Consider the following 12,209-nt stretch of genomic DNA (forward strand, 5'->3'; position numbering starts at 1 on the left):
AGTAGAGGTCCCGCCGTGGCGTGAATCACCCGATCCACCGCTCACAGGAGGGCTACCTGCCGGTAGATTCAGTGCTCCCTGAACGATCAAGTCTGAAACTTGTTCTAGATTACCGTCCCGAAGTAATCTCGCGGGAACGTGCTGGAAGAAGGGGGCCGAGAGTGACCCATGAGGCCATGGAGGCAGGCCTCCACGCGGGCTCGGCCGCCGACGCCGACCGACCGCTGCGCATCGCGCTCCTCACCTATAAAGGGAACCCGTTCTGCGGCGGCCAGGGCGTCTACGTACGTCATCTCTCGCGCGAGCTCGCCCGGCTGGGCCACCACGTCGAGGTGATCGGCTCGCAGCCCTACCCGGTGCTCGACGAGGGCGAGGACCTGGACGGGCTCTCCCTCACCGAGCTGCCCAGTCTCGACCTGTACCGCTCGCCCGACCCCTTTCGTACGCCCGGGCGCGACGAGTTCCGCGACTGGATCGACGCGGTCGAGGTCGGCACGATGTGGACCGGGGGCTTCCCCGAGCCGCTGACGTTCTCGCTGCGCGCCCGCCGCCATCTGCGCGCCCGCCGCGGCGACTTCGACGTCGTGCACGACAACCAGACCCTGGGGTACGGGCTGCTGGGTGACGTGGGCGCGCCGCTGGTCACCACCATCCACCACCCCATCACCGTGGACCGGCAGTTGGAGCTGGACGCCGCCGGCAGCCGCCGCAAGCGGGCGTCCGTCCGCCGTTGGTACGCGTTCACGCGGATGCAGAAGCGTGTCGCGCGCCGCCTGGCGTCCGTGCTCACCGTCTCCGGCACGTCCCGCCAGGAGATCGTCGATCACCTCGGCGTACGCGACGAGCGGATCCACGTCGTGCACATCGGGGCCGACGCCGACCTCTTCTCGCCCGATCCGTCCGTGCCGAAGGTGCCGGGCCGGATCGTCACGACCTCCAGCGCCGACGTCCCCCTCAAGGGGCTCGTCTTCCTCGTCGAGGCGCTCGCCAAGGTCCGTACCGAGCATCCCGCCGCCCACCTCGTGGTCGTCGGCAGGCGCGCCGAGGACGGGCCGGTCGCCCAGCTCATCGAGCGGTACGGGCTCGAAGACGCCGTCGAGTTCGTGAAGGGCATCTCGGACGCGGAACTCGTCGACCTCGTACGGTCCGCCGAGGTCGCCTGCGTGCCTTCCCTGTACGAGGGTTTCTCGCTGCCCGCCGCCGAGGCGATGGCCACCGGTACGCCCCTGGTGGCCACCACCGGCGGAGCCATCCCCGAGGTCGCGGGACCCGACGGCGAGACCTGCCTGGCCGTGCCGCCCGGCGACGCGGGGGCACTGGCCGTCGCGCTGAGCAGGGTGTTGGGCGACCCCGGTCTGCGTGCGCGGCTCGGCTCGGCCGGGCGGGCACGCGTACTGGAGAAGTTCACCTGGGCCCGCGCCGCGGAGGGCACGGTGGCCCGCTACCGCGAGGCGATCGCCGAGGCCCATCGCTCCGCGACGGGGGCACACAGCCGCTCCGCGGCCCGGACCCCCGGCCGCTCCGCGGCCCAGCAGGAGGGGGAGCAGGCCCCCGCCGCCACCCCCGTGGACACCCCTCACCGTGAAAGCAGGACCACGTGCTGACCGTCGACTTCTCCCGGTTTCCGCTTGCCCCGGGGGACCGTGTGCTGGATCTCGGGTGCGGGGCCGGACGCCACGCCTTCGAGTGCTACCGGCGCGGCGCCCAGGTCGTCGCGCTGGACCAGAACGGCGAGGAGATCCGCGAGGTCGCCAAGTGGTTCGCCGCGATGAAGGAGGCGGGCGAGGCACCGGAGGGCGCCACCGCGACCGCGATGGAGGGCGACGCGCTGCGGCTGCCCTTCCCCGACGAGTCGTTCGACGTCGTCATCATCTCCGAGGTGATGGAGCACATCCCGGACGACAAGGGCGTGCTCGCCGAGATGGTCCGCGTGCTCAGGCCCGGCGGGCGCATAGCGATCACCGTGCCGCGCTACGGGCCCGAGAAGGTCTGCTGGTCGCTGTCGGACGCGTACCACGAGGTCGAGGGCGGCCACATCCGCATCTACAAGGCGGACGAACTGCTCGGCAAGATCCGCGAGGCGGGCCTGCGGCCGTACGGCACGCACCACGCCCACGCGCTGCACAGCCCCTACTGGTGGCTCAAGTGCGCGTTCGGCGTCGACAACGACAAGGCGCTGCCGGTACGGGCGTACCACAAGCTCCTCGTCTGGGACATCATGAAGAAGCCCCTCGCGACCCGGGTCGCCGAACAGGCGCTCAACCCGCTGATCGGCAAGAGCTTCGTGGCGTACGCGACCAAGCCCCACCTGCCCGCGGCCACCCTCACGGACGCTTCGTGACGACTCCGCGCACCGAACACCTCGTCCTGACGGGGGTGCTCACCGCGGAAGAGGCCGCGCAGACCGTCCGGGGCATCCTGGCCGTACAGCGCACGGACGGCGCCATCCCGTGGTTCCGCGGCCATCACCTCGACCCGTGGGACCACACCGAGGCCGCCATGGCCCTGGACGCGGCAGGCGAGCACGAGGCCGCCGCCCGCGCCTACGAGTGGCTGGCCCGGCACCAGAACGAGGACGGCTCCTGGTACGCGGCCTACGCCGACGGGGACGCCGCCGAGGTCACCGACCGCGGACGCGAGACCAACTTCTGCGCGTACATCGCCGTCGGCGTGTGGCACCACTACCTGGCGACCGGCGACGACACCTTCCTCGACCGGATGTGGCCCGTGGTGTTCGCCGCGGTCGAGTTCGTGCTGGCGCTCCAGCGGCCCGGCGGGCAGATCGGCTGGAAGCGCGAGGACGACGGCCGGGCCGTCGAGGACGCGCTGCTGACCGGGAGTTCGTCCGTCCACCACGCGCTGCGCTGCGCGCTCGCCATTGCCGAGGAACGCGAAGAGCCGCAGCCCGACTGGGAGTTGGCGGTGGGCGCGCTGCGCCACGCGATCCGCCGGCACCCCGAGCGGTTCCTCGACAAGGACCGCTACTCGATGGACTGGTACTACCCGGTGCTGGGCGGCGCGCTCACCGGCGCCGCGGCGAAGGAGCGCATCGAGCGGGACTGGGACCGGTTCGTGGTCCCGGATCTCGGCGTGCGCTGCGTGGTGCCCAACCCGTGGGTGACGGGCGGCGAATCGGCCGAACTCGCCCTGGCCCTGTGGGTCGTGGGCGAGTCCGACCGCGCGCTGGAGATACTGCAGTCGATCCAGCATCTGCGCGACCCGGCGACGGGCCTGTACTGGACCGGCTACGTCTTCGACTCACGGGCGATCTGGCCGGAGGAGCTCACCTCGTGGACGGCGGGCTCCCTGCTCCTCGCCGTGGCCGCACTGGGCGGTGACGAGGCGACCTGCGCGGTCTTCGGCGGCGACCGCCTGCCGTTCGGACTGGACCCCGACTGCTGCCGGTAGGGGGTCGGTCGCGTACGCGGCCAGGAGGGGATCAGCTGCGTACGCGATTGGCGATCGCGTGACCGATGAAGAGGTAGACGACGGCTGCGAGGCCGTAGCCCGCAACGACCCGTGCCCACTGCTCGTCGAACGTGAACAGGTCGTGCGACCAGCCGGCGAGCCAGCGTGCGGAGTCATGGATGAACTGGACGAACGAATTGCCCTGGTTGGCGTCCAGTAGGTACATGAGGATCCAGAGGCCCAGGATGAAGGCCATGATGTCGGCAACGATGGCTATGACGCGGCCGGCCGAGTGGGAACCGTTGCGATATCGAGAGGACATGTCATGCGGGTAGCCCTTGAATCCCGTATGAAACCTCGGGCTCTCCTCATGATGGTTCGTCAGCCCTTACTCTGGATCTCAACTGCCGTTCGCCGTGAGGTGGTTCGGCGGTAAGCACGGTCACCGACGATCCTGCCCCACAGTAGGGGGAGACGCCGGTGCCCGCGAACAGAGCCGAGAGACCCGCAGGACCCGCCGCACGATCCGCGAGATCCGAGAGACCCGCCCGGTCCGATCCACCCGCCCCGTCCGCACCCTCCGTCCCCTCTGATCCGTCCGATCCGTCCGTTGGGCCGGTGCGACCGGTGGGTCCCGCTGAGGAACCCCGGCTCGCGGTCGGCGGACCCGTCCGCAGCCGGCTGCGCCGCACGCTGACCCTCGCACTGCCCGTCCCCGTCATCGGCCTCGTCCTGCTCCTGGCCTCCGGCCATCTGACGCTGCCGCTCGACCGGATCGTCACCATCGAGGCGAAGATGGCCTCCAAACGGGACTTCTTCGAGAACCCCGAGGTCCGGCGCATCCTCATGAAACACGGCTTCCGGGTGCACATCACCCGCATGGGCTCCCGGGACATCGCCACACAGGACGTCGCCGGGTACGACGTCGTCTTCCCCTCCGGACAGCCCGCCGCGGACCTGATCACCCGCGAACGCGCCGAGGCCGGCCACCCCGCCCTCACCTACCGGCCCTTCGTCAGCCCCATCGTCCTCGCCACGTACCGGGAGTACGCCCGGACGCTGGACGACGCGGACATCGCCAGGCCCCAGCCGGCCGGCACCTCCGGCGGCTCCGCCGAGCCGCTGTACTACACGCTCGACATGGGCAAGTTCCTGCAGCAGACGAAGCAGGGCAGGCGATGGGACGACCTGGACATCGAGAAGCACGGCGTCCACAACGGCAACAAGATCCTCGCCCAGACCTCGGACGTCTGCGACTCCAACTCCGGCGGCACCTACCTCGGCCTCGTCTCCTTCGTATGGCACGGCAACGACGCCCCCGGCAACGGCAAGGACGCCGACAGATACGCCAAGGACATCAAGGAACTGCTCATCGAACAGGGCCTGCCGGGCTCCGAGCGCGCCGAGACCTACCTGTCCGTGGACGGCAAGAGCATTGCCCCCATCTCGGTGATCTACGAGCACCAGTTCCTGGCCCACCAGATCCGGTACGAGGCCGAGCACGGCAGACCGGACAGCGGGCGCGTCCTGCTCTACCCCTCGACCCGGTTCGTCACCGAACCCCAGCTCGTCGCCCTCACCGGGGACGGCGAACGGCTCGGCGAACTGGTCACCGAGGACCCCGAACTCCAGCACAAGGCGATGGAGTTGGGCTTCCGGGTACGGGACGCCACCAGCGACTCGACCAGCGACCAGCTGGCTGCCTTCCTGGCGGACCGCGGTATCCAGGTGCCGGTCACCTCGGCCGACGACACCAAGGCGGTCCTCCCGCGCCTGCCCCTGCTGGAGCGCATGATCCAGACGGTCGGCGAGTGCCCGCCCGCGCAGTCGGCCCGGCGGGACACCAAATGAGGCGCCGCCGGCTGGGCATCCTGACGCTGTGCCTCGCCCTCGCCATGACCGCCGCCTGCTCCGCCGACACCGACGACCCGACCACCCTGCGGGTCCTCGCCGGACCCGATCTCGCCGTACTGGAGCCGCTGCTCGACGAGTTGAGGTCCGACACCGGGGTCGAGCTGCAGATGGACTACCGGGCCGACGCCGACACCGGCGAGGCGCTGGCCGCCACCGGAGCCTCCACCGCGAAGGACGGCGGCGGTCACGAGGTCGCCTGGCTCTCCACCGACCGCTCCTTCCAACTGCGCCACAAGGCCACCGCCCGGGGCCTGCTGCGCACCCCGACCATGCTCTCGCCGGTCGTGGTCGGCCTGCGCCCGGCCGCGGCACGCGCACTCCACGCCAAATCGCCTGACACCGAACTCAGTTGGGCCGACCTCGCCGACGCCGCCGCCACCGGGACCGTACGCTTCGGCATGGCCGACCCGCGGCGGACGGGAACCGGCCTCGCCGCACTCGTCGGCGTCGCCACCGCCGCGGCCGGCACCGGCGGCGCCCTGCGCGAGGCCGACGTCTCCTGCGACCGGCTGCGCGGCTTCCGCTCCGGACAGCGGATCACCGCCGCCTCCACCCGCGACCTGCTCGACGACTTCGTCGACCACCCCGGCACGGCGAACGCGCTCATCACCTACGAGTCCGACCTCCTCGCCCTCAACTCCGGCCGCCGGCTGAAGGAGAAACTGGAGATCGTGCGCCCCAAGGACGGCACGGTCCTCGCCGACTTCCCGCTGCTCCTCCTCGACCCGGGCCGACGGGCCGCCTACGACAAGGTGGTGGAGTGGCTGCGGCAGGACTCCGTACAGCGGAAGATCATGCGGACGGCACTGCGGCGCCCGGTGAACCCGTCGGTCGCCAGGGAGGGAGAGCTGCGGGCGCAGGTCGGCAACGCGCTCTACTTCCCCGACCGGCCGGACGTCCTGGAACGCCTCCTCGACGACTACGGCGATCCCGCCCACCGCATCGCCGACCAGGTCGTCTTCCTCCTCGACTTCTCCGGCTCGATGCGCGGGAAACGCATGACGGAACTGCGCGAGGCGTTCGCCGACCTCAGCGGCGCGGACGCCTCGGCGACGGGCGCCTTCGCCCGCTTCTACCAGGGCGAGCGGCTCACCGTCGTACGGTTCGGCGGGCAGGTCCTGGAGGAGCGGACCGTCACCGTCCGGGGGCGGCAGGACCTCCGCACCCTCGCCGACGTCGTCGCGCACGGCGGCTACGGCGACGCGACCGCCGTCTGGACCGCGCTCGACCACGGCTACCGCACGGCCTCCGCCGCGCTGGCCGACGAACCCGCACGGTCCGTGTCCATCGTGCTGATGACGGACGGCGAGAACAACGCGGGCATCGCGTACGAGGAGTTCGTACGCCGTTACGAGGCGCGGTCCGCCGAGACCCGTGCCGCGGTCCACACCTACCCCGTGCACTTCGGGGAGGCGGACGCCGTGGCCCTCCGGCGCGCCGCCGGGAGGACGGGCGGACGCATGGTGGACGCGGACGCGTGGGGATCGTCCCTTTCCGAGGCGTTCAAGGAGATCCGTGGCTGTCGTTGACGCGCAGTGGTGGGGTGTGTGGTGGCCGTGGATGACGGTGTGGCTCGTCACCGCGGCCGGCCTGGTGGCACTCGGGGCGGTGCTGGTGCGGCACGTGCGGGAACGCGGGCGCGGACGCGGGCGCCTCGGCGGGCGGGGCGTGGGGCAGCGGTCCGCGTACAGCGTCTGCTTCTACCTGGACGAGAAGGCGGTGATGGACCTCTACCGGATCGGCAACTACAGCGCGGCGCTGGAACAGGCCGTCGAGCACCGCACCAACGTCAACACCAGCGTGGGGCTGTGGGGGCGGCTGCTGCCGTGGACGGTCAAGGCGAACCGGGATGTCACACAGGAGAAGTTCAGCAGCTACGTGGCCAAGAGTGAGCCGATCTCCGTGATCGGAATGCTGCTGGACGCGTTCGAACAGGCCGATGTCATCGTCCACGCGGACCTGCGCACCGGGGACGTCACTCCGAACCGCGCCCTCGCCGAGGCGCTCGGGGCCGGGGCCGGTGGTGTCGCGCTCAGCGACGTCGAGGAGTTCGTCTCGCTCCGGGGGCGCTTCCTGGTGGAGCCGCAGTCGGAATCCGGGACGGCGCAGGGGATCGTACTGCGGGCGCCGTACGGGGATCCGGGGCAGCCCGCGCATGTCAGGGTCACCTGTGCGGCGGGGGGACTCCGCAACGAACGGCTCAACGACGGCACGTTCCAGGCGCGTTGCCTCGGCAAGATGACGGGCTGGCGAGAGGACACCCGAGAGGTCACGCTGGAAGCGATAGCGATATTCCGCTGACGCGATCGCAGTGACCTGCGGGAGCGTGGTGACCGACCGCGCACTGAAGCCTGCGGGTCCGCTGTGGCTGGCCGCGCAGTTCCCCGCGCCCCTTGGGGGGCGGGCGTGCACTGTCGTGTGCGGCTGCGTGGTGGCTGGCCGCGCCGTTCCCCGCGCCCCTAAAGGGGCCCGCCAGAGGCCGCCGATCTTTAGGGGCGCGGGGAACTGCGCAGTCTTTTGGCTTTTAGGGGCGCGGGGAACGGCGCGAGCAACCACGACGTACCCGCAGGTGACAGCGTGCCGGGCCCGCGGCTTTTAGGGGCGCGGGGAACTGCGCCGTCTGCCCCCGCTCGGCTGCAGGTGGCGAAGCGGGCCAGCCCGCGGAGCGGCTAGTTCAGGTCCGCCAGGACTCGTAGTGTGTGGGGGTCCGGGGACAGGAGCAGGAGGTCCGTTATCGGGCCCTTGCGCCACAGGTCCAGGCGTTCAGCGATCCGCGCGCGCGGCCCGATCAAAGAGATCTCGTCCGCGAACGCGTCCGGCACGGCCCGCACCGCCTCCTCCCGCCGCCCCGCCAGAAACAACTCCTGCACCCGCCGAGCCTCCTCCTCGAACCCCATCCGCCCCATCAGATCCGCATGGAAGTTCCGGGCCGCATGCCCCATCCCCCCGATGTAGAAGCCGAGCATCGCCTTCACCGGCAGCAACCCCTCGGCGACGTCGTCGCACACCTTCGCGCGGGCCATCGGAGCGACGAGGAACCCCTCGGGCGCCGCGCCCAGCGAGGCCTCGTACACCGCTGTCCGCATCGGCGACCAGTACAGCGGCAGCCAGCCGTCCGCGATCCGCGCCGTCTGGGCGATGTTCTTCGGCCCCTCGGCGCCCAGCAGGACGGGCAGGTCGGATCGGAGCGGGTGCGTGATGGGCTTGAGGGCCTTGCCGAGGCCCGTGCCGTCACCGCCCCGGTACGGGTGGGAGTGGAAGCGGCCGTCCAGTTCGACGGGCCCCTCGCGCCGCAGGACCTGGCGTACGACGTCGACGTACTCCCGGGTCGCTGTCAGCGGTGACTTCGGGAACGGCCGCCCGTACCAGCCCTCGACGACCTGTGGTCCGGACAGCCCGAGGCCGAGCATCATGCGCCCGCCCGACAGGTGGTCGAGCGTGAGCGCGTGCATCGCGGTCGTGGTGGGGGAGCGGGCCGCCATCTGGGCAACCGCCGTACCCAGCTTGATCCTTGAGGTCTGCGCGGCGATCCAGGTGAGCGGGGTGAAGGCGTCCGAGCCCCAGGACTCGGCGGTCCACACCGATTCGTAGCCGAGCCGTTCCGCCTCCAGGGCGAGGGGCACATGGTCGGCCGAGGGGCCGCGGCCCCAGTATCCGAGGGCGAGTCCGAGCCGCATACACACTCCTGACGGTCCGTCAGATGTCATCCGGGCCGGGCCGACTGTACGGGAACGGCCCCCCGCCCGGAAGGGCTCCGAGGAGCACCCTGGGCGGAGGGCCGTGACGGACCGGCGGTGACGGGGTCAGCCGCGCTGGATCCCGGACGTGTCCTGAAGCACACCGCGGCGGCCGTCCTGCGTCTGGGCCACCAGGCTCGGACCGCGCTGCTCGACGGCCAAGTACCACGTACCCGGCGCCAGTTCGGCGATCGGCGTGGGCGAACCGTCCTCCGCGAACAGCGGACGGGCCACCGGCACCGCGAACCAGAACGGGGCGAAGTCCCCGGCGGGCTGCTGCGCCTGCGGGGCCTGCGCCTGGTGGGGCTGCTGCGGCTGGGGCTGACCGGGCTGGGTGCCGAACGGCTGACCCTGCTGCGGCTGGCCGGGCTGGCCGCCGAAGGACGGGCCGGGCTGCTGGGTGCCCGGGTAGCCGTAACCACCCTGCGGCTGACCGCCGTAGGGCTGCGGGGCGGCCGGCTTCGGGGGCGGCAGGAGCGCGCCCTTGAGGGCCGGGACCAGCGGGGTGGCGATCGCGGCACCGGCGAGCACCAGGGTCGCGATGAAGCTGAGGATGAGGCCCGTGCCGCTGCCGATGGCGTCACTGCCACCGTTGTTGTCGAAGCCGCCGGCCGGGTCGAAGATGTTCCCGAGGGCGCTCCAGGCGGCGAACACCGCGAAGGCGACACCGAACGGGCCGAGGTCGAGACCGGCGACCTTCGGCGCCTGCGGCAGACCGCGGGCGACGACGATCAGCGCTGCGCCGATGATGCCGGCCAGGGTGACGCTCAGGAGAACCGGGCCGCTGCCCCAGGCGTTCGGGATGTCGGCGCTGTCGGGGGCCCCATCGATCGAGTAGATGTCGAGGAACGACGCGATCAACAGCAGAACCGCTGCTCCGATCACCACGCCGTCGCCCCTAGTGAGGGAGCGGATATTCACTTCAGGTCCTTCGTCAGTCGTCTCGTCATCGGTAGAGGCGTCGCTCCCACCACGTCGCCGTCAGGTCGTGGTGTGCAGCGCAGGGGTGGCCCCTTATCGTAGGGAGGACACTATCGCCCGCCCTACACGGGTGTCCGCCCGGATGTCCCCTCTGATCGCTACCCGCGCAGGAAACTCACGATTCCCTCAGAGATTCCCTCCGCCGCCTTCTGCCGCCACGCGCCGCTGGTCAGCTGCGCGGAGTCCTTGGTGTCGCGCATGTTGCCGCACTCGATGAACACCTTCGGAACCGTTGACAGATTGAGACCGCCGAGGTCTTTGCGCACATCGAGGCCGGTGCCGTCGCCGATGTAGTTGGAGGGCGGTCCGCCGGTGGTGCGCAGGAAACCGCCGGCGATGCGTTCGCCCAGCGCGCGGGACGAGGCCACGATGGGGCGGGTGTCGGCGGCGCCGGAGTGCACCGAGCCCGGCAGGATCACATGGAAGCCGCGGTTGCCGGCCGCCGAGCCGTCCGCGTGGATCGACACGACGGCGTCCGCCCCGGCCTTGTTGCCGATCTCGGCCCGCTCGTCGACGCACGGGCCCCAGGCGCGGTCGCCGTCCTGGGTGAACTTCACCGTGGCGCCCTCCTTCTTGAGGATCGTGCGCAGCCGGTGCGAGACGTCGAGGGTGAACTCGGCCTCGGTGTAACCGGCGTTGGTCGACGTACCCGTCGTGTCGCACTCCTTCCAGTTCGTCCCGATGTTCACCTTGCGGTTGATGTCGGACGGGTGCCGGAAGTTGCCGGGGTTGTGACCGGGGTCGATGACGACGACCTTGCCCTTGAGGGGGCCGGAGCCGGCGGAGGAGCCGGACTCCTCACCGCCGCCCGACTGGCCGGTGCCGCCGCCGGTCCGGTCCTTGCCGTCCTCGGAGGGGCCCGGCAGCTCGGACGAACGTGCGGATGCGGACGCGCTCGCTGCGGCCGACGTCTGCGCGGACGCAGATCCGTCCCCGTCGTCGGAGCCGCCGACCGCCTGCCACACCAGCCAGCCCACCAGGGCTCCCGGTACGAGCGCGGCGACCGCGACGGTCAGGGGTCCGCGCAGGGGGTGACGCGGGGGGCGTGGGGGTTCGAAGTCCGGGCCTACGTATGACACGGCCAACACCTTACGGGTCCGCCGGGCGGTCGGAGTGGAGGGAGGGGGCCGGGGTGGCGCTTCCTCAGATCCCCTTGCCCGTGCGGCGCAGCACCCGCAGGGAGTCCGTCACCGAGACCTCAGTGAACGCGCCCGACTCCAGCGCCCGCAGATACACGCGGTACGGCGCCTGGCCCGTGAACTCGTCCACCGGGTCCGGGAACACGTCGTGGATGAGCAGCAGCCCGCCCTCGGCGACGTGGGGCGCCCAGCCCTCGTAGTCGCCGCTCGCGTGCTCGTCGGTGTGGCCGCCGTCGATGAAGACGAGACCGAGGGGGGAGTTCCAGAAGGCGGCGATCTGCGGGGAACGGCCGACGACCGCGACCACGTGGTCCTCCAGGCCAGCCCGGTGGAGCGTACGGCGGAAGGTCGGCAGGGTGTCCATGAGGGACAGCTCCGGGTCGACCGTGGAGGGGTCGTGGTACTCCCAGCCGGGCTGCTGTTCCTCGCTGCCGCGGTGGTGGTCCACGGTGATCGCCGTGACACCGGCCTCGCGGGCGGCGTCGGCGAGCAGGATCGTGGACCGGCCGCAGTACGTCCCGACCTCCAACAGAGGCAGCCCGAGCCGCCCCGCCTCGACGCCGGCCCCATACAGAGCGAGCCCTTCCTCCACGGGCATGAACCCCTTGGCCCCCTCGAACGCGGCGAGCACTGAGGGGGTGGGGGCCGGGGGCATGGGGTTCCTCCAGGTCTTGTACGTACGGGGGTGTGCGTGCGTGGCCATGGTGCCCCACGCGACCGCCACCGCCCCGAGAGGGGCGCCCGGGGCGCCCCCTAGGGGCGCGAGGAACGGCGCGACCAGCCACGACGGGCCCGCACTCGAAGGCCACCCCGCCGGGCCCCACCCCCTAGGGGCGCGGGGAACTGCGCGGCCAGCCACGATGGGCCTGCAGCCGGCGATCCGGGCCCCGGGGCTGCTGGGATTCGTCTGCGGGTCCGCTGTGGCTGGCCGCGCAGTTCCCCGCGCCCCTTAGGGCTCGTAAAGAATCAACACGTTGCTTCACGGTCTCTGCGTCGTTGGTGTGGTATGCGCATACCGAGCGAGGTCCGC

At 71.3% G+C, this 12,209-nt stretch carries 11 protein-coding genes; 6 read left to right on the forward strand and 5 right to left on the reverse strand.

Annotation, left to right across the window (positions count from 1 at the left end; translation table 11 throughout):
* Window positions 1–161 precede the first annotated feature (161 nt).
* From ACZ60E_RS43640 to ACZ60E_RS43650, 3 genes are read left to right on the forward strand one after another with little or no spacing between them, the layout of a single operon-like run.
* Entirely contained in the window at window positions 162–1,604 is a 1,443-nt protein-coding gene (locus tag ACZ60E_RS43640) for a glycosyltransferase family 4 protein (protein ID WP_469447928.1), read from the forward strand.
* Window positions 1,598–2,341 (forward strand): class I SAM-dependent methyltransferase, encoded by a 744-nt coding sequence (locus tag ACZ60E_RS43645; RefSeq protein WP_107018434.1) that lies wholly within the window; start codon window positions 1,598–1,600, stop codon window positions 2,339–2,341. The genes ACZ60E_RS43640 and ACZ60E_RS43645 overlap by 7 nt, the downstream gene beginning before the upstream one ends.
* Window positions 2,338–3,408: a prenyltransferase gene (locus ACZ60E_RS43650; RefSeq protein WP_469447930.1), complete on the forward strand. Its 1,071-nt coding sequence runs from the start codon at window positions 2,338–2,340 to the stop codon at window positions 3,406–3,408. The genes ACZ60E_RS43645 and ACZ60E_RS43650 overlap by 4 nt, the downstream gene beginning before the upstream one ends.
* A gap of 31 nt (window positions 3,409–3,439) precedes the next feature.
* Here the strand turns inward: ACZ60E_RS43650 and ACZ60E_RS43655 are convergent, their stop codons facing one another.
* Window positions 3,440–3,730: a hypothetical protein gene (locus ACZ60E_RS43655; RefSeq protein ID WP_384807553.1), complete on the reverse strand. Its 291-nt coding sequence runs from the start codon at window positions 3,728–3,730 to the stop codon at window positions 3,440–3,442.
* Between the two features lie 305 nt (window positions 3,731–4,035).
* On the opposite strand from ACZ60E_RS43655, the gene ACZ60E_RS43660 reads away from it, so the two are divergent.
* The 3 genes from ACZ60E_RS43660 to ACZ60E_RS43670 are packed head-to-tail and all read left to right on the forward strand — an operon-like array spanning window position 4,036 to window position 7,623.
* The gene (locus ACZ60E_RS43660; protein WP_469447932.1) at window positions 4,036–5,259 is read left to right on the forward strand and encodes a hypothetical protein; all 1,224 of its coding nucleotides are present in this window, start codon (window positions 4,036–4,038) and stop codon (window positions 5,257–5,259) included.
* A complete protein-coding gene (locus tag ACZ60E_RS43665) occupies window positions 5,256–6,851 on the forward strand; it encodes a substrate-binding domain-containing protein (RefSeq protein ID WP_469447934.1) in 1,596 nt (531 codons plus the stop codon). The genes ACZ60E_RS43660 and ACZ60E_RS43665 overlap by 4 nt, the downstream gene beginning before the upstream one ends.
* Entirely contained in the window at window positions 6,838–7,623 is a 786-nt protein-coding gene (locus tag ACZ60E_RS43670) for a hypothetical protein (protein WP_469447936.1), read from the forward strand. Before ACZ60E_RS43665 ends, ACZ60E_RS43670 begins: the two co-directional genes overlap by 14 nt.
* Before the next feature lie 368 nt (window positions 7,624–7,991).
* Here the strand turns inward: ACZ60E_RS43670 and ACZ60E_RS43675 are convergent, their stop codons facing one another.
* The 4 genes from ACZ60E_RS43675 to ACZ60E_RS43690 all read right to left on the reverse strand — a co-directional run bounded on the left by ACZ60E_RS43675 (window position 7,992) and on the right by ACZ60E_RS43690 (window position 11,834).
* Window positions 7,992–8,999 (reverse strand): LLM class F420-dependent oxidoreductase, encoded by a 1,008-nt coding sequence (locus tag ACZ60E_RS43675; RefSeq protein ID WP_469447938.1) that lies wholly within the window; start codon window positions 8,997–8,999, stop codon window positions 7,992–7,994.
* A gap of 126 nt (window positions 9,000–9,125) precedes the next feature.
* Window positions 9,126–9,980, reverse strand: a complete 855-nt coding sequence (locus ACZ60E_RS43680) for a hypothetical protein (RefSeq protein WP_469447940.1) — start codon at window positions 9,978–9,980, stop codon at window positions 9,126–9,128.
* A gap of 158 nt (window positions 9,981–10,138) precedes the next feature.
* Window positions 10,139–11,119, reverse strand: coding sequence for an N-acetylmuramoyl-L-alanine amidase (locus tag ACZ60E_RS43685; protein WP_469447941.1), 981 nt, complete (start codon window positions 11,117–11,119; stop codon window positions 10,139–10,141).
* A gap of 64 nt (window positions 11,120–11,183) precedes the next feature.
* Window positions 11,184–11,834 carry a class I SAM-dependent methyltransferase gene (locus ACZ60E_RS43690; protein WP_469447948.1) on the reverse strand — a complete coding sequence of 217 codons (651 nt, stop codon included), beginning with the start codon at window positions 11,832–11,834 and terminating at the stop codon, window positions 11,184–11,186.
* Between the last annotated feature and the right edge of the window lie 375 nt (window positions 11,835–12,209).

It is taken from the genome of Streptomyces sp. NPDC102514 (assembly GCF_055584525.1).

Coding starts and splice junctions, on each gene's coding strand:
- ACZ60E_RS43655 (WP_384807553.1), bottom strand. CDS start 3,730: ATGTCCTCTCGATATCGCAACGGTTCCCACTCGGCCGGCCGCGTCATA.
- ACZ60E_RS43665 (WP_469447934.1), top strand. CDS start 5,256: ATGAGGCGCCGCCGGCTGGGCATCCTGACGCTGTGCCTCGCCCTCGCC.
- ACZ60E_RS43675 (WP_469447938.1), bottom strand. CDS start 8,999: ATGCGGCTCGGACTCGCCCTCGGATACTGGGGCCGCGGCCCCTCGGCC.
- ACZ60E_RS43690 (WP_469447948.1), bottom strand. CDS start 11,834: ATGCCCCCGGCCCCCACCCCCTCAGTGCTCGCCGCGTTCGAGGGGGCC.